We start from the raw sequence: 23,289 nt of genomic DNA, 5'->3' as shown, positions 1-23,289 counted from the left end.
AGCCCCCTAAAAAGGAGGCTTCTAACTAGCAATTCTTTTATTGTAAGTAGCTAAATTTGAAATAATCTTCGAGCTTCGTTCATTTAATCCCGTTATACTTACTTTCACGCCACTTTTTTCATACTTCATGATAACTTTATCAATTGCTGCTACCGCTGAATCATCCCATACGTGTGCGTGAGTAAAATTCAACTCAATTTCTTGTACATCTTCCTCAAATGAAAAATGTTTTATAAAGTCCGCTGTAGATGCAAAGAAAAGTTGACCGTGAATTTCGTATATTTTCTTATTTTCAATATATAAATGTTTCACGTGAATCTTTGCCATATTGAATGCAAATAAAACTGCACTAATTACTGTTCCGATAATTACACCTAATGCTAAATTATGTGTAATTAAGACAACCACAACTGTTACGATCATAACAAATGCATTCCCTTTCGGTACTTTATGAATCGTTGTTACAGAGTTCCAATCAAATGTTCCAATGGAAACCATAATCATAACTGCAACTAACGCTGCCATCGGAATATGCACGACATATTCACCTAAAACGAATAGTAATACGATTAAAAATCCGCCCGCTACAAATGTTGATAAACGTCCGCGTCCACCTGATTTAATATTAATAACAGATTGTCCAATCATTGCACATCCTGCCATTCCTCCGAAGAAACCAGCAACAATGTTTGCAATACCTTGTCCACGTGCTTCTTTATGTTTATTACTTTCCGTATGCGTCATATCATCTAAAACTGAAGCTGTTAATAAAGACTCTAGTAAACCGATAATTGCAAGCATAACTGCGTACGGTAAAATAATTCCTAATGTCTCAAGTGTAAAAGGTACATCAGGCATGCTAAAGAATGGTAATTCTTTCGGCAAGCTTCCCATATCCCCTACTGTTTTTAACTGTAATCCGCTCATAATTGCAATACTTGTCACAATAATAATGGAAATAAGTGTAGACGGTACAGCCGTCGTAATACGTGGAAATACATATATAATTACAAGTCCTAATGCGACAAGTGCATACATTTGCCAAGTTGCATTTTTAAAATGTGGCAATTGCGCTGTAAAAACTAAAATTCCAAGTGAATTTAAAAAACCACTCATAACAGATTTCGGAACAAACTTCATAAATGAGCTTAGTTTGAACACACCAAAAATAATTTGGACAATACCTGTTAATATTGTTGTAGCAAATAAGTACTGCAAACCATGGTCTTTAACGAGCGTCACCATTAACAATGCCATTGCACCTGTTGCAGCTGAAATCATCCCAGTTCTTCCGCCAACAAATGAAATGGTAACTGCAATACAAAAGGCTGCGTATAATCCAACGGTCGGATCCACACCTGCAATAACTGAGAAAGCGATTGCTTCAGGAATTAACGCTAAAGCAACGACAATTCCTGATAGCACATCTCCTTTTACGTTGGAGAACCAGTCATTTTTTATCGTTTGAAACAAAATACCACTCCTCTACTCTTTTCTCATTTGATTTTCTCCATAAGAAAATCTAAGCCGACTGCACGAAGGCTATTATATAACGAGTAGAGGATTTTGCGCTATGTAAAAGTTTCCTAAAAAAAGACGCTACCTTCATAGCGTCTTCTCTCATTTCATTAATGTCCACCGTGCCCTTGACCACTTTCTTGTACAATCTCTAACCTCTCATCCAATATACCTTGTGTTTCAAATGAAATATCACTCGTACTTCCTAATAAGAAACCGTGATTATACGGTCCAAGCGTTGGGTCATCTTTAAATTTCGGCTGAATAGTAGCAAGGAAGTCATACACTGGTTGTGAAGCTTTACCTTCTTCTAACAATACCACAGGTGCGTGTTTACCCATATGTGAAAATGGTGCTCCTGCAACTGCTAAGTCCGGTGTTTTGCTTGAAACAAATGATACACCATGGCCTGGTTTTGTGAGCCCCCATCCAAATTTTGTTTTTTCATCTTTAAATTTCGCAAAGGCAACAGAATTTTCTGTTGGGGTCTCACCACTAATACGCGTTACTTTCCCGTATTTACTTAACTCTTTTTCCACTGCTTTTGAAATGATTTTTTCTGGTCCTAATACATATATATTCACTTTCTCTTTTCTCACCTTTAATGCCTCTATCGTTGCTTCTGGCACTTTATCTTTCTCTGTATATAAAAGCGGTTCTGGCATATGAGAGATCCAATTTACAGCTGGTGTTGTATATAAACGTCCTGCTTCTTCAGACGAACCGATAATAACACTATTCGGGTAGCTTCCTGTTATATCGGCATATTCTTTATCCACATCTTTAGCAAATGTAGCTGGATCCATTTCTTTTATTTGCTTTACTTTATACTCTTTTAATTGCTCAAGGGTAGATGCACCGACATCCCCCATCACCATAATTTGTGTTCCATCTTTCGTTCCGAGCGGATTTAATCGTTTTATTTCTTTTAACGTCATTTCGGGTACCTTTTCTTTTTCTATAAATAGAATCGGTCCGTTATTTGGATGATGAATCAGGTCTGCACTTGCAATACCTAATTGCCACTCGTTTATTGGTACTAAAATAACAGCACCTGGCTGATTCTCTTTATGCGTTGCTGGCCATATCGTTTGCGAAGTTAATACTGCCATTTGCAAAGGATCATTTGTATTTAATCTCGTTACATTTTTTAAGCTTATCGTTAATAAATCATTCGATGCACCTTCATTCATTTCTTTCGGCGCAGTTACCTCCTGATTCATTTTCATCTCCTTTTGCTCTGTTTTTTTCTCTTCTTTCGATTCATGATTTTTATGATCCGTGTTCGTTTGTCCACATGCAGCAAGACCAACTGCTGTAATTATTGTTATCCCAAAGATTCGGGTCATCTTTTTCACTATACCGCCTCCGTATAAATCGTTTTCGAGCCAATATCATTACCTAAAATGGAATTTCAACTTTACAATAACAAGCAATTCTGAAGAAATTATGCAGATGCATGATAATCTGCACCATTTCTTCATGATTTTGACTTACAATTTAAGTAATAACTACAAATGCGGAGGTACTCTATGGTCGATATACTACTCGTAGATGATGAGCCGAGAATGCTTGAATTATTAACACTTTATCTTACTCCAATCGGATACAACTGCGTATGTGCAGTGTCCGGGGAAGAAGCTATTTCACATATAGAAAATCGAAACTTCAAGTTTGTTTTACTTGATATTATGATGCCAAAGATGGATGGGTGGGAAACGTGCAAAAGAATTCGATCATTTAGTAATGTTCCTATCATTATGGTAACTGCTCGTGATCAAACGGTAGATGTCATCCAAGGGTTAAAACTTGGAGCGGATGATTACGTGACAAAACCTTTCCATGAAGAAGAGCTTTTCGCAAGAATTGAAGCTGTTTTAAGGCGAACGAATCAACGTACGCAAATCCAATATCACGGCATTTTATGGGATGAGGCAAAGCATTTCGTCTCTGTTGATAATGAAGAACTTCTTCTCACTCCAATCGAATTCTCTTTACTCGGATTATTTCTACGTCATGTGAACTACGTATTAAGCCGAGATCAGCTCATTGAACGAATTTGGGGATTAAATACAAATACAGAAGATCGAACAGTCGATTCACATATTCGTAATTTGCGTGATAAATTACGAAAAGTAAATTTCCCTATTGATAACCATTTAAAAACAGTTTATGGAGTCGGATATCGATGGATTGATACTTTAGATTAAGGAGCAAAACGATGAAGCGAATTTCTATTCAGCTCGGATTTTATTTTTTAATTGTTACACTTTTAATCGAAAGTGTTCTATTTGTCTTGCTTTATTATAGCCTTGTCAACAATAGGGTAAATGAAGAAATGACAGCTTTATTAAAGCGCGGAAATAGTCACAGAGATGTCCTTGAAAAGTATTTTGATAAGCAAACAATCTCCCATGTTGCACTAATGGAATCCGAAGCCGAAACCACTGTTGTTATTGCAAATGCAAATAAGGATGTACTAGCTAAATCCAATGAAATAAATACTACTATAAAAAAGCATATTGAAAAGATGCAAACACGGACAGATCATGAAGGCGCAATTATAGAGAATCATTGGAAAACATCTAATTATATATGTACAGTTAGTCCCATTGTAGTAGATGGAAAACATGAAGGCTATGTGTACATGTTTCTTGGGACAGAATCCATTGAAAAAATGGTGAATGGGCTAACAAAACAATTCATTATTGTTGGTGCTATCACGTTTCTACTAACAGTAATCACCATTTTTCTATTATCACGCTTATTAACAAAACCATTGTTACACATGAAACATGCCACTGAAAAAATGAGTAAAGGCGATTTATCAGTTTCGTTAACGACTACTCGAAATGATGAAATTGGTGAGCTAGCATCATCTATTCAAACGCTTGCAAATGATTTACATTATATGAAAACAGAGCGAAGTGAATTTCTAGCAAGTGTTGCTCACGAATTACGAACACCATTAACGTACGTAAGAGGTTACGCTGACATTGCTTTAAAAGAAAGCACATCTCCTGAGCAACGTTTGCGATATTTATCTATTATAAAAGATGAGTCTGATTACATTACAAACTTAGTTCAAGATTTATTTTCACTTGCACAAATGGAACAACATAACTTTTCTATTCAAGTAAAGGAAGTACATTTACACACCTTCCTGACTCGTATAACCGAAAAAGTAAATGCCATATATAAAGAAAAATACATTAAAGTTACTTTCTCTTGTCCTCCTACACTGGTAGTAGGCTTAGATGAGAAGCGATTTGAACAAGTTATAGTGAACGTTTTAAATAACTCTTATAGACATTCAAATGAGCATTCTCATATAAACATTTCCGTTACAGAAGAACATAAACATATTTCCATTACAATTGAAGATGAAGGCGAAGGTATTCCGCCTGAAGATCTCCCTCACATTTTCGAACGCTTTTATCGAGTTGATAAAGCAAGATCACGAGCTACAGGTGGAACTGGTTTAGGGCTATCTATCGTGAAAGAAATTGTAGAGCTACACGGCGGGAATATTACTGTAACAAGCGAAGTCGATCACGGATCTTGCTTTATCATTTCATTACCATCTGTAAAGAAACACGACTACCATCAGTAGTCGTGTTTCTTTATCATTTTACTTTATAATATAAATTTACAAATTGCCCAAAACGTTTCGTATCTGTTAAAGTTAAATTAATTTCCGGGTTCTTATCTTGGAATAACGGAACTCCAGAACCTAATATATGCGGTGTAATTGTAACAACATATTCATCAATTAAATTATTCTTAAAGAATTCTCTTAGTAGACTTCCTCCACCGACCATCCATATTTTAGATCCTTCTTGTGCTTTTAACCTTTTTGTAAACTCCACTACATCTTCATTTACAAACTCTACGTGTTCGTTTGAACCTTTTTCTGAGTTAGAAAAAACATAACATTTTTTATCTAAATACGGGAATGGTTCTATATGCTCTACTACATAATCGTACGTTCTTTTTCCCATGATTATTGTATCAATTGTTTCATACATTTCTGTATAACCGTTATCTCCCTCTCCTTCTGTTTCCATTAACCACTCTAAATCATCATTTTCTTTCGCAATATATCCATCCAAACTAGCGGCTATAAATAAAACAATTTCACGTGACATCTCTTTTCCTCCTTGTGTTTCATCTTGATAACATTATGATGTAAACAATATACTAACAATAAAACACGACACTTTATGTCATGTTAAAAAGAAAAAGGTGATACATTTGTCAAAAGCTAAACGCTTATTAGATATTCTTATATTTGCTTCTGCCAAAAAGGCATTTACAGCTCAAGAAATAGCTGATGAATTTAATATTTCCGTGCGCACTGTCCATAGATACATTGTAGATTTAAGTGATATGGGATTACCTATTTATGCTGAACAAGGTCGTAATGGAGGATATAAAGTATTAACAAATAGAATCATTCCCCCTATTTTATTTACGGAAGAAGAAGCAGTCTCCATCTTTTTTGCTTTTCAATCTTTGAGTTACTATCGAGACTTACCTTTTAACACAGAAATCAATTCCGTTACACATAAACTATATAGCTCTCTACAGCATGATGCGAAAACGAAAGTTGATAAAATACGTTCTTATATCGCTTTTTGGAATCCGAAGAGAACAATTGATACACCTCTTTTAAACGAAGTATTAACTGCGGCTATTGAAAATAAAAATTTACACTTGCAATACGAATCTAAATCAGGGATCAAAACAAAACACGTTCATCCTATCGGTGTATATGCGCATGATGGTTTATGGTATTTACCTGCTTATGATTTTAATGTAGAAAAAACATTACTGTATCGCGTCGATCGTATTCTTTCTATATTATCAACCGAAGAAAATGGAGATACATTCATGAATTTAGAAGAGTGGTTTGCCTCTAACTCTAACGTAATACATAGTCCTACTCAGTTACATGTTTTACTAACAACAGAAGGTGTACGCCAATGTAAAAGCGTTCCTTACCTTGAAGAATTCGTAGTAGTAAACGAAGACGGTTCAGGATATATACATTCAACAATTGATAAAGGTGAAATTAACTTTATTACCCCTTTATTTTATAGACTTGGGAAAGATGCACGAGTTTTAGAACCGAAAGAATTGATAGATGGTTTACGTATGCGTGCGAAAGAAGTTTTACATATGTATAGAGACTGAAAAAGCTGCTATATATAAGCAGCTTTTTAGTCTAATTATTCCTATTATGTTTACGATTGACGAATATCGAACCACCAACGATTTTTCTCATTCATATTCTCAGTTCCACTAGAACCACTGTAACGGAAAGCTTCAAGGAAAAGTGAACCTAATTTATCCTCATCTACAAAATAACCTAATTTAACATTTACCGTTTGTCCTGGTCGGATACTGCCAATATTATAAAAGCTTTTTCCATCTCCGTGAGGTTCTAAATAATCAACTTCGCCTGTCATAATATTTTTTTCCGCAATTCCATCTCTTTCAGCGTAGTTCCATGCATTACCTTCAGATTTAAGCAACTTTATGGATGGATGCATATAGATTTCTTTTGTCGACTTTTTACCAATATTTTTCACTGTTGTTGTTAAGTAAACAAATTTAGGATTAACTAATTTTGATTCTACTAATTGATCAATTGAATCTTTACCATTTCCGAGTTTATATTCATCCCGTCTGTATGGTAGCAATTGTCCCTCTTGATCCAAAGCCTGATTCCTGCTTAGTATTTCTAAGCCAAGTTCATAAAAGTTTTCTTGTTTAAAATCTTTGATTGAATCGAAAACTTCAACTTTTTCTATTACATATTCAATTTGGCTATTATCCATGATTATAGTTACTGGAACCTTTTGCCCTATATGAAATAGTCGTTTACTATCTTTCTTCAAAGGAATAACCTTAGTTTTTTTCGGTTCATCTGCTTTACTAAAACGATTTTCATCATAATCTACTATATGTGATGCCTTTTCTTTTGACGTAGGTTCAAGTGAAATGCTCCCTAACACATCCATCATTTGTTCTTCGTTTACATCGGATCCAATATAACTTTCTAACATAATCCCTTCTTTCTCAAAAAAGAGAAAGACCTTTCTGTCAAACATTACATTGTTGTTTCCTGTTTCTTTATGGACAATTACTACTTTCCTACCATTTATCTCTTTTTCTTCGTAACTTTTCGAGTACAGAGTTTGAAAATCTGTATTCTCCCCTACTCTCCGAAGAGCGAATGAAAATCCCCCCTTTGCATAGTTATCCTTAAAGGAATATTTCATAGCAGCGTCATCAATTGCCTCCATATTTTCTGGTAATTTATCGATTTTCAATTTATACCACTTGTCAGCCTTTTTCGAGTCCTTATTTGTTACCAAAACATTTACTTCATAATTTTGTTTTTGAACAATCATATTATAGACTTTCACTGCTCCAAAAACGGTTGTCGGCATACCGATCAATAAGCAAGCAGCAGCGATTAACATACGATGTTTTTTCCGCTTTTTCTGCGGTTGTCCATCTTTCAGCTTCATTTCTTCCATAAACAATTTCTTTTTGCGCGTATATGTATGTGAAAATTCATGTTGTTCTTCAAGTTTATCAAAATCATCTAAAGCAATTTTTTCAGCAAGTTCATATATTTCTTTGGAGTTCTTTGAATTCGTCATGTTGTATACCTCCTATCATATTTTGGACTCGTTTTCGAGTGCGTTCAAACTGCTTGCGGACATTGACCTCCGTTATCCCCATAACACTTGAAATTTCTTGATACGTTAAGTTATAAAAGACTTTGTATTTAAACACCTGTCTGTTAGATTCGTTTAACTCTTTTAGCAATGCATCAATTTGAAGCTCAGACATTTTACGTTTTTCCCACTCTTCAATATTTTCATCTACTGCTTCTATTGATTCTCTTTCATATTCTTCTAAAAATGTTTCATGTCGTTTATTTTTCCGGTAACTATCAATTGCCTTGTTTTTCGCGACCCTCAAAATGTAACGTTTAAGCTCTTCAGTGCTCAAGTTATGGAGCTTTTCCAAATTCTTATAAAGAGTAATAAACGTCTCTTGAACTGCATCTTCTGCTTGCTGAATATTATTTAAAATAGAATAAGCTACATAATAAATTTTTTGTTCGTACAACTCGTATAGCTCTTCCATCTTTTCATAATCGTTGTTTGTAACTTTCATATAATTCCTCCTCTCACTCTATATAACGAATGAGCAATATACTTTGTGACACTACAGCATCTTTTTATAGTTAAAATTTAATAATAGAATAAACAAAAGCCCAATTTCTCTATTTTAACTGAGAAATTGGGCTTTTTAATATTAGAATTTTCCTAACTGCCGCTTTAATAACGTCCCTCTTATACCTTTTCCGCAAATTGCATTTGCTCTACCGCTTCTTTTAACAAATTCTGTGTCTCTTCCAAGCTATGATTCTGCTTTTCTCCCGGTTGTACCATATAAAACTCAGCAAACGATCGCTCTTTATATCTTGGTACGACATGCATATGATAGTGCGTAATTTCATTAAAAATTCCACCATTTTGGCAAACTGTAATTCCATCTGGTTTATATAATGCCTTAATCGCTTTTGCAATAATCTTAGAAGCATCCATAATGGATTTCGCTACAACGTCATCTAATTCGTCCACTTCTACAACATGTTGTTTTGGCACAATTAAAGTATGTCCTGTATAGAAAGGTGCATGATCTAAAAAGCATGTTACATAGTCATCTTCATATATTTTATATATTTTTTCCTCTTCGTTTGCTAATTTACAACCTAAACAATCCATTACACTTTCTCCTCTCTCTAAAACATAAAAACGTGAGAGCCATATTCTCACGTTTTTATGTTTCACTTTATTAGTTCAATTGTTTCCGTAACCTTTATACTATCTTTTACAGATTGAACAATCGTGCAATTTTTCACTGCCAGTTGCAGTGCCTTGTCCAACTGCTCTTCTGTAATGTTTTGTGCTTTAATTTTATAGTGCAAATGAACACTTTCAACTGGTTTTGATAAAGCTTCACTTCTACCAATTTCCGTTTCAATTGTAAACGTATCGTATGTAATACGTTTCTTTTCTAAAATTGTTCGAAAGACAATTGCACTACATCCTGCGATAGAAGAAACGAGTAATTGTAACGGTGAATACCCGTTTTCTTTTCCAATCGCTAATTGACCATACGATAAATCTGCCTCAATATCATCGTGTTTGATTGTTAGTTTCATTAGTTGTCTCCACCTTCATCGGTTTCTGCCGTTTCTTATTTATATAATAATATATATAGCAGAAAATGATAAATGGAATACCACAATATAACGCCATTCTTTGTTCTGGAATAAACGCTAAACTAATAACAACGATACTATTTGTAATTAAAGCTAAAATTGGGACGATTGGGTATAGTGGTGTTCTATACTTTAAGTCCTCTAACTTTCCTCCGCCTTTTATATACTGACTTCTAAAGCGAAGTTGCGATAAAGCAATAATGATCCAACTTGAAACAGCTGATAAACCAGCTATAGATAATAAGTACATGTATACTGTATCTTCTGCAAGGAAGCTTGTTAATAAAGATAAAGCAGCTACAGCAATTGTTACAACTAACGCTGTAATTGGAATACCACGTTTATTTACTTTTTGGAAAGACTTTGGTGCCATTCCTTCATTTGCAAGTGACCATAGTATACGAGTTGCCGCATATAATCCTGAATTCGCTACAGATAGTAACGCTGTAATAATAACGAAGTTCATAATATCAGCTGCATACGGAATACCGATTTTATCAAACACGACTACGAATGGACTTTCAATTACGCCAGCTTCTTTCCAAGAAATTAACCCTACTAAAATCGTCATTGTTAAAATGAAGAATAACATAATGCGCCATACTGTATTACGGATCGCGCGTGGAATTGTTTTTTCTGGATTTTCACTTTCTCCCGCTGCAATCCCAATTAACTCTGTTCCTTGGAACGAGAAGTTAACTGTAATCATCGTAAGTAATACGGCAGCTAGTCCATTCGGGAATAATCCACCATTGCTTACAAAGTTAGAGAAAAGAGGTGCCGCTTCTTTTCCGTCATATGATATAAACCCTAATAATGCACTACCACCAAGAACAACAAAGGCAAGAATGGTAACTACTTTAATACTAGAGAACCAAAATTCTAATTCAGCATAACTTTTCGCCGAAATTGCGTTTGACGCATATAAAATAACACCGAATACGAGACACCACACCCAAACATCAACATTCGGAAACCATCTTTTCATCATTAAACCGATTGACGTTAATTCTAGTCCTACTGTTACTGCCCAGCCAAGCCAATATAGCCAGCCGATCATAAAGCCCGTTCCTGGTCCAATAAACTTCGTCGCATACTTTTGGAAAGAACCTGAAACTGGCATCGCTACCGTTAACTCTCCAAGACAAAGCATTGTTAAATACATAATAAATCCGCCCACTAAATAGGAAAGGATGGCTCCCCCTGGTCCAGCCTGATTAATGGTGTAACCTGAACCTAAGAAAAAACCAGTCCCGATTACACCACCTAGTGCGATCATAAATAAATGTCTACTCTTCATCGTACGATGTAATTTCTCATTCGTTGGTTGCTGCATCTAAATCCTCCCCCTACAAATACCCCTATATCTTGTTAAAATTTTCTGATAATAAAAATATACACGAAAGCGATTACATTTTCTATATAAAATTAAAACTTTTCTGATAAAATAATATAAAAAATCGAATTATCACGAGATTAAGATTATAATTAAAGGAAAATAAGGATAAACAAGGAAAAACCTTTACATATATTGTAAAGGTTAACGGAGTTCTAATCTTCTCGATAAAATTGATAAACTATAATTTACGATAAAGTACATACAAGCTACTACCATAAACGTTGGAATCATATAATTTACATTTTGTCCGCTAATAATTTGAGCATTATGCATAAGCTCTGGCAGTGATATAACAACTGCTAATGCTGTATCTTTCAGCAATGAAATAAACTGACTAACAAGCGGTGGAACCATTCTTCTTAACGCCTGTGGTAAAATGATATGCCAAAGCGCTTGAACATACGTTAATCCCGAAGATCTTGCGGCCTCAATCTGTCCTTTTTCAATCGATAATAGACCACTTCGAACAATTTCAGATATCATTGCTGCTTCAAATATTGTTAAAGCAACAATTACAGCTGTTATAATTTCTAATTTCAAGCCTGCTTCTGGAAGTGCAAAATACGTGAAAAATATAATTAAAAGTAGTGGTAAGTTTCGAATTACTTCAACGATAATCCCTAATATTTGTGAGACGATAGGGATTTTCATGTAGCGCAATATCCCTACTACACTACCAATAATAAAACTAAGTACAATTGCTATGAGTGCTACCTCTAGCGTTATAAGTAATCCTTTTAATAAAAATAGAATATGATCACCTGTTATTGCTCCCTTAAAATCCATTTACACCGCCTCCTTTGCTAAGCGTTTTTCTAAATAACGCACTAGCATACTGAGCGGAATTGTTAATATTAAATAAAACATCCCGACAAATATATACACATCGAACGTAACAAATGTCTTCGTTGAAATTAAGTCTCCTTGATACATTAAATCAGCTCCAGCGATAATTCCGAGTATGGAAGAGTTTTTTACTAAATTGAGAAATTGATTTCCTAGAGGAGGGATTACAATTTTCATCGCTTGAGGTAAAACGACATGGTACATTGCTTGCGTATACGTCAATCCTGAAGAACGTGCTGCTTCCATCTGACCTTTCGCGACTGATAAAATACCAGCGCGAATAACTTCCGCAATAAACGCTGCAGTATATACCGTAAGCGTAACTGTCCCTGCTACAAAACCATTTAAAGTAATTCCTATTACAGGTAAAGCGAAATAAAATATAAATGCAATTAATACGAGTGGAATATTTCTTACAAATTCTACAAAAGTTGCTCCCAACCAATTTAAAATGCGAATCGGTGCAATACGCATTACCGCTAATATTATACCTAAAATAAAACTGCCTATTAATGCGATTACACTAGACATCACTGTATATTTAAATCCTTCTAAATACATATCAATGTTATTCGTTAATATAGAAAAATCAGGCACATATTCTCCCCTCTTTCTTTAAAAGAAGAGGATGAGTACTCTCATCCTCTCACTTTTACTATTTATCACTTTACTTCTCTGGTTTTTGCCCAATCCATTTCTCATATAATTTGTCATACTCTCCGCTTACTTTCATGTCTTTAATTAAGCTATTAATCTCTTTCGTTAAATCATCTGCACCTTTTTGCACTGCAATTCCGTACGGCTCATCCGTGAAAATTTTTCCTACAACTTCATAATTCGAATCTTGTTTTGCCATACCGTAAAGAATTGCATTATCTGTCGTTAAAACATCACCTTTCCCTGCTTTTAACGCCGTAAATGCCTCACTGTAATTTTCAAATTCTAATACAGTCGCTTCTGGTGACTTTTGACGAATATTATTTGTAGATGTTGAACCTTTGACAGCTAACACTTTCACGCCCTTTTTCACATCATCAATACTTTTAATATCGCTCCCTTTTTTCACAAGTAACGATTGTCCGGCTTTAAAATATACATCTGAAAAATCCACTTCTTTTTTACGTTCTTCTGTAATTGTCATTGTTGCGATAATTGCATCAATATCACCGTTTTTCAATAGTGGAATACGCGTTTTAGACGTTACTTCTTTTAACTCTAACTTCTTTTCATCTCCAAGAATTTTTTTCGCAAGCGCCTTTGCAACATCAACATCGAATCCTTCTACTTGCCCTGTTGAAGGGTTTTTCAATCCGAATAAGTTCGTATCATTCTTCACTCCAACTACTAATTTCCCGCGCTTCTTAATTTGCTCAATGGCCCCGCCTTGCTTCGTATTCGTTTCTTTTGCCTCATCTTTTTTACTTCCGCACCCGGCAACGACAAGTACGAATAAACAGGAAAATACGATTAACGTAAACAACTTTTTCATTTTAAGCATAAAACTCCTCCTTTAATGGTTTAACACTCGGCTTAAAAATAGACGCGCTCTATCTTGTTCAGGACTTGCAAAAAATTGCGCCGGTGTTGTATCCTCAATGATTTGGCCATCATCCATAAATAAAATCCGATCGGCTACTTCCCGCGCAAATCCCATCTCATGCGTGACAACAACCATCGTCATCCCTTCTTTAGCTAACGTTTTCATAACATCAAGTACTTCCCCGATCATCTCTGGATCAAGAGCAGACGTAGGCTCATCAAATAGCATAATTTCCGGCTGCATTGCGAGTCCCCTAGCAATTGCTACCCTTTGCTGTTGTCCTCCAGATAATTGATGCGGGTATACACTAGCCTTCTCCGGGATTCCTACTTTCTCTAAATAAAACATTGCCGTTTTCTCAGCTTCCTCTTTTGAAACTTTATTTACTTTAATAGGTGCTAGTGTAATATTTTGAAGAACCGTTTTATGTGGATATAAATAAAAATGTTGAAAGACCATTCCGATATTTCGGCGTAATTCATTCATATCTGTTTTGGCATTGTGTACCTCCGTATTTTGTACAATTAACTCTCCATCTGTAATTGTCTCTAGCTGATTTATACACCGAAGCAACGTGCTTTTTCCTGATCCTGAAGGCCCAACAACTACTACCACTTCCCCTTTTTTCACTTGCACATTAATATCTTTTAAAACTTGGAAATTGCCATAATATTTATTTACATTACGAAACTCTATCAACATACTCCCCCCTTCCCCTAACAAAGCATGTACATTCTTTTTATATTCAAAAATAGGGAAAAAAATAACTGCCTGCTTCATTTTGCTCATAAAAAAAGCAAAGGGATTTTCCCTTTGCTCCTTCATTTCTATTTGATTAAGATACTTCTTCTTTCTTATCTTTCCCGTATTCATGCTCCCAAAAGTCAGCGTTTTTAATTCCTAATGGCCCTGGATCGAATACTGGATCTTTTCCTTCTTTTTTCTGCTTTTCATAATCCTTTAATGCGACTAATGCAGGTTTTTGTAATAGTAAAATCGCAATGATATTTACCCACGCCATAATTCCTACACCGATGTCACCTAAAGCCCAAGCGGTTGCTGCTGTTTTTATACAGCCGTAGAATACAGCTCCTAAAAATACAAACTTTAGTACCATGGACATCCAAGGACGGTCTTTATCACGATTTAAGTACGCGATATTCGTTTCTGCAATGTAGTAATACGCCATAATTGTTGTAAAGGCAAAGAATAATAACGAGATTGCAACGAAACCGTTTCCAAATCCAGGGAAAACAGATTCTACTGCCGCCTGTGTATACCCCGGTCCTGGCTGAGCACCATTTAATTTATTTACGATAAAATTTTTTCCGCTTGCATCAAATACGTTATACATGCCTGTAATAATCATCATAAATGCTGTTGCTGAACAAACAAATAATGTATCAATGTAAACGGAAAATGCTTGCACTAAACCTTGCTTAGCTGGATGTGATACTTCAGCAGCTGCTGCTGCATGTGGCCCAGTTCCTTGTCCTGCTTCATTAGAATAAATACCACGTTTTACTCCCCAAGAAATTGCTAAACCGATAATACCACCGAAAGCCGCTTCTAATGCAAAAGCACTTCTTATAATTAACATAAATGCTTCTGGCAATTTTTCAATATTCATAGCAACAATGACGCAAGCTACTAAAATATAGCCTATTGCCATAAACGGTACGACAACTTGTGCTACGTTAACAATTCGCTTTACTCCACCGAAAATGATAAGAGCTAATACGACAACTAATATAGCACCTGATACGGTAGTATTAATACCAAAAGCCGTTTCTAGACTTACAGCAATGCTATTTGCTTGCACGCCCGGTAATAAAAGCCCAGTTGCAAGAATTGTCGCTGCAACGAATACTAACGCATACCATTTAACACCTAGACCTTTTTCAATGTAATAAGCAGGTCCACCGCGAAACTGCCCTTGATGTTTCGTCTTATATATTTGCGCGAGTGTTGATTCTACATAAGCTGATCCTGCTCCTAAAAAGGCTACTGCCCACATCCAAAATACAGCCCCTGGTCCACCGAAGGCAACCGCTGTTGCTACCCCAGCTATATTTCCTGTTCCAACGCGCCCTGATAACGAAAGTGCTAACGCTTGGAATGAAGAAACACCAGCTTCTGACTTTTCTCCTTGAAATGTCAGCTTCACCATTTCTCCTACGTGCCTTACTTGTAAAAACTTCGTTCGAATGGAAAAATATAAACCTACTCCTAAACATAAATAAACAAGTGCTGGACTCCAAACAATATTATTTAACCAATTTACGAAAGCTTCCAATATTCCCCCTCCTTTTTATCAAGAATATTCAGAATATATAAAAATTATAAATGTATACCGAATCTATGACAATATTATTTTAATAAAACAAACATATTTTTGTATAAAAAAACAAAGTATACATTTATTTTGCATACTTTGTTTTGAACAAAATGTATTATATATTCACAATTGCTTCTTCGCTTATAATTCTTTCATATAATTCTTCAGATAATTCCCGGAAGTTATCTGGCATATCTTTCCCCTTAAACTTCTTTTGGAGCGTGCCATATAAACCTATATCGCGTAAGCGTAAAAATAGCGGTAACGATTCATACCAACTATCCGCCAGTCTGTGCTCATACTCATACCCTTTTCGTAACACTTGTAGCTGTTTACGAGCAAAATCTGTCTTCTCTTCCGCTGTCCATGGTGTAAATAAAACAGAGTAATAGAGAACCATCGCTAAATCATGTATAAAGTAATTATAAGCTGCATCATCAAAATCAAAGATTGTTAGCTCTTTTCCATCATAATGAAAATTACCAGGATGAATGTCACCGTGCATAAGGCCGAACGTTTCTCTTTCAACTGGAAGAGCCTTAATTTCATCCATTAATACCGCAGCAATCTTTTTCACTTGATCATCTTCTAATTCATTCACAATCCCACTCTCATCTTCTTCCCACGTATCACGATAATCTGTTTTAGGATAGTTCATTGTTAGGCGATGCAGTTGTCCAATCGATTTTCCCCACGCTTCAAAGTAAGCATCTCCCCAATAGGGTGATTCTTCACCTTTTACTTGCTCACCTTTTGCATATGTAAATAAGGAAACGAAAAAGAAAGTTTCATCCTCTGCTCTGATTTCTTCTACAAGATTTTGAGACGTTGAATAAAGAGGTCCTGCTACCTTTGCTCCGTTCTCCGCAACATATCGTAAAAAATCTAGTTCGGCCTCTACCTCTTTTTTAGAGCGATGAGAAGAGTGAGTTAAACGCAATACGTAATCTTCGCCACGATCACCCATTGCCTTAAAAATATAATTTTCAAAATCTCCAAGTGGCTTCTCTTCCACTGTTACATGAAACAAACTCGCCGCTCTTTTTAAAATCTCTTTTGTAAAAACACGTTCTACCGCTATTTCCATATGTATCCCTCCTATATATCTTCTTAATTCGACATAAATGTTAAAAGTACTGCTAGAAAGTTGAATAATGCGTGGACAATCATAGCTGATAAAATAGAATTTGTTTTCTCATATAACCAAGCAAATACTACACCACTCAAAAAGTTCACCGGTAATGTGTTATATGTGGGAATATGGACAACGGTAAATATTATGGAACTGATAAACACACCGCCCCATATACCATATCTATCACGAAAAAAAGTATAAAAAACACCGCGATATAAAATTTCTTCGTAGATTGGTGATATAATTGCTGCTCCAATTACCGCGATACAAAACGAATATATTGATTTATCATTTTGGACCGTCTCCGTTTTACTATTTTCAAAAGAAATCCCCATCTTCTCCATTATCATTAATACAGCAATACTAACTACAATTAAGGTAATCAATGCTATAACTGTCCAGAAAAAATCTTTCCATGAAAGCTTTCGAATTCCAATATCTTTCCAAGACAGTTGATATCTTTTTATACAAAAAAGATAAACTACAGTAGTAAATATCACTGCCATTATAAATCCCATTCATACTCCAGCATATAATGAGTTCCCTATTATTTTTAAAGCATATTCATAAAAAAGAGCTTCAACTGTTACTGGGACAATAAGAAATACGAAAACTAATAAATATAAAATTTCTTTCCATCCCCACATACTTTTCAAAATCATATACACACCCCCTCTACTCCGTGTTTCCTTAAGTATAAAAGATGACGCAACGTAACTTTCAATCCTCTTTTCAAAAAATAATTCAAGCATAAATTTCTCACAAACGACAAAAATTAACAGAAACAATTGTACTTTAAAAGAGGTGGAAATTATGACCGAACAGGAAAGTTCACAACAAGATAATAACAAAAAGCATATGTTTCCATCACTTCTGGAGAACATTAATTACATTGAAAACAAACTTTCCCATTCAGACGATATAAAAAAATTAGACCTCCCTTTTCAAAACGGAAAAGGAACAATCTTATATATCGAATCTTTAGCAGACCCAAATTTAATTCACCAATTAGCTCTTGAGCCTTTATTAACTCGGTCGGATTTACCTTTGGATAAAGCTTTCGCCACATTAAATATGAAAAAAGAAACAAATTTAAATTATGGCGTGCAGCTTCTATTACAAGGAAAATCATTATATTTTCATGAACAAGTCGACAGTTTTTGTATTTTCGAAACAGCTTTATCTTTAAAGAGAGATATAGCTGAGCCTGATAATGAAGGCATTGTCCGTGGACCACATACTGGTTTTGTAGAAGATTTAGCAACCAATTTAGCTTCCATTCGTAAACTCATAAAAAGTCCAAATATCGTCGTTAAATATTTCACGCTTGGTGAAGAAATGCACACGAAAGTGGCAATTGCTTATATGCAAAACATAGCGAATGACGATTTAGTTGCAGAAGTGAAAAGAAGGCTAGAAATGATTAAAACGGACGCACTCATGCCTCCAGGATATATACAAGAGTTTATAGAGGATACGTCTTTTTCACCCTTCCCGCAGCAATTAAATACAGAGCGTCCAGATAGGACCGCTGCAAATTTAATGGAAGGACGAGTTGCTATTTTATCTGATGGAGATCCAACAGCTCTCATCGTTCCTGTTACATTATTTGCTTTCTATCAATCACCAGATGATTATAATAACCGCTGGATTGTCGGTTCTTTCGTCCGAATGATTCGGTTAGTGAGTTTCTTAATTGCTTTTCTCTTACCAGCTATATATATCGCAACGGTTGCTTTTCATCCTGATGTGTTGCCACTTGAACTCGTTTATACAATTAAAGCTTCATTAGAAAAAGTACCGCTCCCTCCTATTTTTGAAGCTCTCTTAATGGAACTGATTTTCGAGTTATTACGGGAAGCTGGTATTCGTCTGCCAAGCCGCGTTGGGCAAACAATCGGTATTGTAGGCGGTTTAGTAATTGGTGATGCAATTGTAAAAGCCGGACTCGTTTCTTACACAATGATTATCGTTGTAGCTTTAACTGCAATCTCATCTTTTCTCGTTCCATCAAACGATATGAGCTCAGCAGTTCGAATTCTTCGTTTTCCATTAATGATTCTTGCTGCCATATTCGGATATGTAGGAATATCATTCGGTCTAATTATTACTTTCGTTCACTTATGTCAGCTTCATTCTTTTCATACACCATATCTTTCTCCTGTTGCTCCGATGCGGATAAAAGATATGAAAGATTCTTTTGTAAGACTACCAATTTGGTCATTTTGGGAACGACCACACGATCCAAAACCGAAAAAAATGCAACGACAACATGTAACGAGAGAGGATGAGAACGGTGACAAACACGCAAAGTAAAATTTCGCTCGTTCAATTTACCTTTTTCGTTATTCAATGCCAAATCGGAGTTGGTATCCTTTCTCTACCTAACCGTCTTCACCCAATAGCAAAAGGAGGTGGATGGATTTCTGTACTCATCGCCGGGCTTGCAATTCAGCTTATTATTTTACTTATGTGGCTTTTTTTAAAACGATTTCCTGATGCAGATATGTATGAAAGTGTTTGTATGCTATTTGGTAATAAATTTGGAAAACTATTAGGTTTTGCTTATGTTTTTTATTTTATCCTTATCGGTATGACAGTTATGTTAAATGCTTGTAATGTCATTAAAGTTTGGATATTACAAGCTACTCCTTGGTCTGCCATTCTCATCCTATTTACAATAGCTTGTTGCTATGTAGCCTATAATACATTTAAAGTAATTGTGCGATTTTATGTCATGGCTTCTATTCTTATTTTCCCAATGGCACTTTTAATTGGACTTGGGCTCTCACGGGCTGACTTTTCTTATATTTTTCCAATTACAGAAGCTGGATGGTGGAATATTATTCAAGCATCCAAAGAAACAATTACAGCCATGTATGGTTTTGAAATTATTCTTATCGCTTTCCCAAAAGTAAATGGGAGTTCTATTGCAAAACTGAAGGCTATTTCTATCGCCAATGGATTTGTAACTCTTTTTTATACTTTTACCGTTTGGATTTGCTTTATCGTATTTAGTCCAAAACAAATTGAGCTTATTCCAGAACCAGTTGCTTACTTATTACGCTCCTTACATATCGGAATTATAGACCGAACTGATTTACTATTCATACCAATTTGGATGATAACTGTTGTAGCTTCTATCGCTAGTTATTATTGCGCTGCTTCAATCGGAGTGGGACATATATTCAATCTTGCTAATCATAAAAAAGCTGTTCCAATCGTTGGTATTATTGCTTTTAGTGTAGCCTTATTTATAGATACGCCTGAAGAATTAAAAGTAATTTCAACTTTCACTGATAAGTTCACGTATATTTTCATAGTTGTCCTCCCTCTTTTATTTCTACTTTATTCAGTAATAAGAAATAAGAAAGGAGAGCAGTATGTTCAAAAAAAGAGTTAAATTACTTTTTATATTATGTACTAGTTCATTTCTTTCTGGCTGTTGGGATCAAGAACCATTAAGGGAAGCAAGGTTAGCTTATAGTATTGGATCTGATATTACGGAAGAGAATCAACTCCAGCAAACAATTGAGCTCGTAAAAAGTTCAAGCGGAGAGCAATCTTCATTCGAAAATGAAATACATTCAGCAACGGGTCATAACATAAGGGATACAAGCGATGCCCTAAAAAAAAATGTGACTGGGAATATTCGTTATTTCAAATATGGTGTTCAATTACTAGGAACCAAAATTCTAAAAAAAGGTATACTACCCTATTTAGATGTCAGCTTTCGGGATCCAACAAACCCAACTGCTTTAGTAAAACTCATTGCAGTAGATGGTGAAACATCCGAGATACTAGAAAAAAAGAAAGTAGGCAATTTACTAATTGGAGATTTTCTAAAGAAAAAAGTGAAAAGCTTAGAAGAGATGAGTGTATTTCCGAAAGAAACTTTAGAAACAGCTGCTACAAAAATGTTAGATCCCGGTAAAGACTTTACCCTCCCTTCTATAAAAATAAAAGGAAAAGAAGTAATTACAAACGGATTAGCTTTATTTAACAATGATAAATTAACTGGGCATTTACCTTTGAAACAATCTGTTTTATTCGTGTTATTAACCGGAAAAATGGGAACAAGTGCCCGGATAACTCAAAAACTTACTAGTGATAAATCTGAGAAGACATCTGATTATTTAACAATGGAAATTAGCAATCGAAAGTTAAAACGAGACTTAAAAATAACAACAGATAAAAAAGGAAATGTTTATGCTCACATTAAGCTCCAACTAAAAGTTATAGCGCTTGAAGCTCCAAGGGATAATCTTTATAAAATGGATGAAAGAGAAAAGCTAAATAAAGAATTATCGAAACAACTTACAAAAGAAGCGAAAAAAATAACGAAAAAGTTACAAAAAGCAAACTGTGATGCTTTTGGTATCGGCAGACACCTTATCGCTTATCACCCTGATTTATGGAAGAAAAAAAATTGGAATAAAGATTATGCAAAGGTAAAATTCAAACCTGAGGTAGAGGTAAATATTTTATATAGTGGTGTCTTAAAATAAAAGGTTGTATGCCACGCGGGCATACAACCTTTTTATTTCGTATATCGATATACAATTGATTCGTATGGTCTTAAGTTAAGTTTTGTAATATCCTTACTGGAATCTTTATAATTCGACAGTAGTACTTCTTGTTTCATTCCATCTAATTGAACGTGTGCTGGTACAGAGTACGTTATTTCTTCTCCATAGAAATTATTTATAACAAGTAATACCTCATCATTTACAGTACGTGTATATGCCCAAATCTTAGGATGATTTTCATCTAAAATAGCATACTCTCCTTCTGTAATTACATCATATGTTTTTCTAAGTTCGATTAACTTTTTATAATGATAAAATACAGACTCTTTATCTTCTAGCGCCTTCTTTACATTTATTTCTTTAAAGTTTCCAGCCACTGAAATCCAAGGTGTACTTGTTGTAAAACCACTGTTCATCTCTTCATTCCATTGCATCGGAGTACGGGAATTGTCACGAGATTTTTGTTTTAAAATCCCGATAATCTCTTCTTTTGATGATCCTTCTTCTCGCTTTATATCATATATATTTAACGATTCTACATCGCGGTATTGTTCGATGGACTCGAATTTAGGATTCGTCATACCGATTTCTTCGCCTTGATAAATGTAAGGTGTACCTTGCAACATATGCATAGCTGTCGCTAACATTTTCGCAGATTCATTTCGGTACTTTCGATCATCACCAAAGCGTGATACAATACGAGGCTGGTCATGATTACACCAGAATAACGCATTCCATCCTCCGCCCTTTTGCATTTCAATTTGCCAATTAGACATAATCTCTTTTAACTTAATGAAGTCAAAATTCGCTTTCGTCCACTTATCTCCATTCGGATAATCTACTTTCAAATGATGAAAACTAAACGTCATACTTAATTCATTACGCTCAGGGTTTGAATATTTAATACAATTATCAATTGTCGTAGATGACATTTCTCCAACTGTAATTACATCTTTCCCTTCAAAAACATTCCGGTTCATCTCTTGTAAATATTCATGAACACGCGGACCATCTGTATAATATTTACGTCCATCGCTTGTCGTCGTACTTCCGTCATCATTTAAGAACTGTTGATCTTTTGAAATTAAATTAATAACATCTAATCGGAATCCAGTTACCCCTTTATCAAGCCAAAAGCGCATCATTTCATATACTTCTTCACGAAGTTTTTCATTTTCCCAATTTAAATCGGCTTGCGTCTCATCAAATAGATGTAAATAATATTGCTCTGTCTTTTCATCATATTTCCAAGCAGACCCACCAAACTTAGATTGCCAATTATTTTTTTCATCACGCCAAATATAGTAATTACGATATGGACTATTTTTATCTTCCTTCGCTTCTTTAAACCACTTGTGCTCCGTCGAACTATGGTTTACAACGATATCAAGCATAATTTCAATGTTACGTGCCTTTGCTTCTTCTAAAAGCTCTTCAAATTCTTCCATTGTTCCGTAAGATGGATCAATGCTGTAGTAATCACTTACATCGTATCCATTATCATTTTGTGGTGATTGGTATATCGGTGTTAACCAAATATAATCTACTCCGAGTTCTTTTAAATAATCTAGTTTCTCTGTAACCCCTTTTATATCACCGGTTTCTTTATTGTAATAGCTATTAAAGCTCTTCGGATAAATTTGATAAACTACACTTTTATGCCAATCCTTCAT

Annotated in this window: 21 protein-coding genes and 1 pseudogene; 6 read left to right on the top strand and 16 right to left on the bottom strand. The window is 35.1% G+C overall.

Features of this window, described 5'->3' with window-relative positions:
- Positions 1 to 21: 21 nt before the first annotated feature.
- Entirely contained in the window at positions 22 to 1,473 is a 1,452-nt protein-coding gene (locus Q9B79_RS22125) for a SulP family inorganic anion transporter (protein WP_306187663.1), read from the bottom strand.
- Between the two features lie 155 nt (positions 1,474 to 1,628).
- Positions 1,629 to 2,876 carry a cell wall-binding repeat-containing protein gene (locus tag Q9B79_RS22120; protein ID WP_306187661.1) on the bottom strand — a complete coding sequence of 416 codons (1,248 nt, stop codon included), beginning with the start codon at positions 2,874 to 2,876 and terminating at the stop codon, positions 1,629 to 1,631.
- A 174-nt stretch (positions 2,877 to 3,050) separates the two neighbouring features.
- On the opposite strand from Q9B79_RS22120, the gene Q9B79_RS22115 reads away from it, so the two are divergent.
- The gene (locus tag Q9B79_RS22115) at positions 3,051 to 3,728 is read left to right on the top strand and encodes a response regulator transcription factor (RefSeq protein WP_306187659.1); all 678 of its coding nucleotides are present in this window, start codon (positions 3,051 to 3,053) and stop codon (positions 3,726 to 3,728) included.
- Positions 3,729 to 3,739: 11 nt separating this feature from the next.
- The gene (locus Q9B79_RS22110) at positions 3,740 to 5,131 is read left to right on the top strand and encodes a sensor histidine kinase (protein ID WP_306187656.1); all 1,392 of its coding nucleotides are present in this window, start codon (positions 3,740 to 3,742) and stop codon (positions 5,129 to 5,131) included.
- Between the two features lie 13 nt (positions 5,132 to 5,144).
- Here the strand turns inward: Q9B79_RS22110 and Q9B79_RS22105 are convergent, their stop codons facing one another.
- The gene (locus Q9B79_RS22105; RefSeq protein ID WP_098668515.1) at positions 5,145 to 5,666 is read right to left on the bottom strand and encodes a dihydrofolate reductase family protein; all 522 of its coding nucleotides are present in this window, start codon (positions 5,664 to 5,666) and stop codon (positions 5,145 to 5,147) included.
- A 97-nt stretch (positions 5,667 to 5,763) separates the two neighbouring features.
- Between Q9B79_RS22105 and Q9B79_RS22100 the strand changes: the two genes are divergently transcribed.
- Entirely contained in the window at positions 5,764 to 6,714 is a 951-nt protein-coding gene (locus Q9B79_RS22100) for a helix-turn-helix transcriptional regulator (RefSeq protein ID WP_483861663.1), read from the top strand.
- 50 nt (positions 6,715 to 6,764) lie between these two features.
- On the opposite strand, the gene Q9B79_RS22095 is transcribed toward Q9B79_RS22100, so the two are convergent.
- From Q9B79_RS22095 to Q9B79_RS22040, 12 genes and pseudogenes are all read right to left on the bottom strand, one after another.
- The gene (locus Q9B79_RS22095; protein WP_306187653.1) at positions 6,765 to 8,192 is read right to left on the bottom strand and encodes a DUF4367 domain-containing protein; all 1,428 of its coding nucleotides are present in this window, start codon (positions 8,190 to 8,192) and stop codon (positions 6,765 to 6,767) included.
- Positions 8,158 to 8,715: an RNA polymerase sigma factor gene (locus Q9B79_RS22090; protein WP_306187651.1), complete on the bottom strand. Its 558-nt coding sequence runs from the start codon at positions 8,713 to 8,715 to the stop codon at positions 8,158 to 8,160. The genes Q9B79_RS22095 and Q9B79_RS22090 overlap by 35 nt, the downstream gene beginning before the upstream one ends.
- 179 nt (positions 8,716 to 8,894) lie before the next feature.
- Positions 8,895 to 9,380 carry an HIT family protein gene (locus tag Q9B79_RS22085; RefSeq protein ID WP_306187649.1) on the bottom strand — a complete coding sequence of 162 codons (486 nt, stop codon included), beginning with the start codon at positions 9,378 to 9,380 and terminating at the stop codon, positions 8,895 to 8,897.
- Positions 9,381 to 9,391: 11 nt separating this feature from the next.
- Positions 9,392 to 9,769, bottom strand: coding sequence for an OsmC family protein (locus Q9B79_RS22080; RefSeq protein ID WP_000778841.1), 378 nt, complete (start codon positions 9,767 to 9,769; stop codon positions 9,392 to 9,394).
- Complete coding sequence (locus Q9B79_RS22075) at positions 9,744 to 11,165, bottom strand: amino acid permease (RefSeq protein ID WP_306187646.1); 1,422 nt, start codon at positions 11,163 to 11,165, stop codon at positions 9,744 to 9,746. The genes Q9B79_RS22080 and Q9B79_RS22075 overlap by 26 nt, the downstream gene beginning before the upstream one ends.
- Positions 11,166 to 11,369: 204 nt before the next feature.
- The gene (locus Q9B79_RS22070) at positions 11,370 to 12,014 is read right to left on the bottom strand and encodes an amino acid ABC transporter permease (protein ID WP_074615412.1); all 645 of its coding nucleotides are present in this window, start codon (positions 12,012 to 12,014) and stop codon (positions 11,370 to 11,372) included.
- Positions 12,015 to 12,671 carry an amino acid ABC transporter permease gene (locus tag Q9B79_RS22065; protein WP_001112661.1) on the bottom strand — a complete coding sequence of 219 codons (657 nt, stop codon included), beginning with the start codon at positions 12,669 to 12,671 and terminating at the stop codon, positions 12,015 to 12,017.
- 70 nt (positions 12,672 to 12,741) lie between these two features.
- The gene (gene glnH / locus Q9B79_RS22060) at positions 12,742 to 13,572 is read right to left on the bottom strand and encodes a glutamine ABC transporter substrate-binding protein GlnH (protein ID WP_306187642.1); all 831 of its coding nucleotides are present in this window, start codon (positions 13,570 to 13,572) and stop codon (positions 12,742 to 12,744) included.
- A gap of 12 nt (positions 13,573 to 13,584) precedes the next feature.
- On the bottom strand, positions 13,585 to 14,487 hold the full coding sequence (locus Q9B79_RS22055; RefSeq protein ID WP_372339580.1) for an amino acid ABC transporter ATP-binding protein: 903 nt from the start codon (positions 14,485 to 14,487) through the stop codon (positions 13,585 to 13,587).
- Positions 14,450 to 15,910, bottom strand: a complete 1,461-nt coding sequence (locus Q9B79_RS22050; RefSeq protein ID WP_000387160.1) for an alanine/glycine:cation symporter family protein — start codon at positions 15,908 to 15,910, stop codon at positions 14,450 to 14,452. The genes Q9B79_RS22055 and Q9B79_RS22050 overlap by 38 nt, the downstream gene beginning before the upstream one ends.
- Positions 15,911 to 16,067: 157 nt before the next feature.
- Positions 16,068 to 17,039 carry a phosphotransferase enzyme family protein gene (locus Q9B79_RS22045; protein WP_306187639.1) on the bottom strand — a complete coding sequence of 324 codons (972 nt, stop codon included), beginning with the start codon at positions 17,037 to 17,039 and terminating at the stop codon, positions 16,068 to 16,070.
- A 23-nt stretch (positions 17,040 to 17,062) separates the two neighbouring features.
- Positions 17,063 to 17,749: pseudogene (locus Q9B79_RS22040) on the bottom strand (lysostaphin resistance A-like protein).
- A 151-nt stretch (positions 17,750 to 17,900) separates the two neighbouring features.
- Here Q9B79_RS22040 and gerKA point away from each other — a divergent pair.
- From gerKA to gerKC, 3 genes are read left to right on the top strand one after another with little or no spacing between them, the layout of a single operon-like run.
- Complete coding sequence (gene gerKA, locus Q9B79_RS22035) at positions 17,901 to 19,403, top strand: spore germination protein GerKA (protein WP_306187638.1); 1,503 nt, start codon at positions 17,901 to 17,903, stop codon at positions 19,401 to 19,403.
- A complete protein-coding gene (locus Q9B79_RS22030) occupies positions 19,384 to 20,490 on the top strand; it encodes a GerAB/ArcD/ProY family transporter (protein ID WP_306187636.1) in 1,107 nt (368 codons plus the stop codon). The genes gerKA and Q9B79_RS22030 overlap by 20 nt, the downstream gene beginning before the upstream one ends.
- Positions 20,471 to 21,595 carry a spore germination protein GerKC gene (gerKC, locus tag Q9B79_RS22025; protein WP_306187634.1) on the top strand — a complete coding sequence of 375 codons (1,125 nt, stop codon included), beginning with the start codon at positions 20,471 to 20,473 and terminating at the stop codon, positions 21,593 to 21,595. Before Q9B79_RS22030 ends, gerKC begins: the two co-directional genes overlap by 20 nt.
- A 32-nt stretch (positions 21,596 to 21,627) precedes the next feature.
- Here gerKC and treC read toward each other — a convergent pair whose 3' ends face one another.
- On the bottom strand, positions 21,628 to 23,289 hold the full coding sequence (treC, locus tag Q9B79_RS22020) for an alpha,alpha-phosphotrehalase (RefSeq protein ID WP_306187632.1): 1,662 nt from the start codon (positions 23,287 to 23,289) through the stop codon (positions 21,628 to 21,630).

Origin of the sequence: Bacillus sp. MHSD_36 (assembly GCF_030757775.1) — a bacterium.
Classification (GTDB): Bacteria; Bacillota; Bacilli; order Bacillales; family Bacillaceae_G; genus Bacillus_A.
The sequence above is the reverse complement of the archived record's forward strand: the minus strand, read 5'-3'. Positions and strand labels throughout refer to the sequence as shown.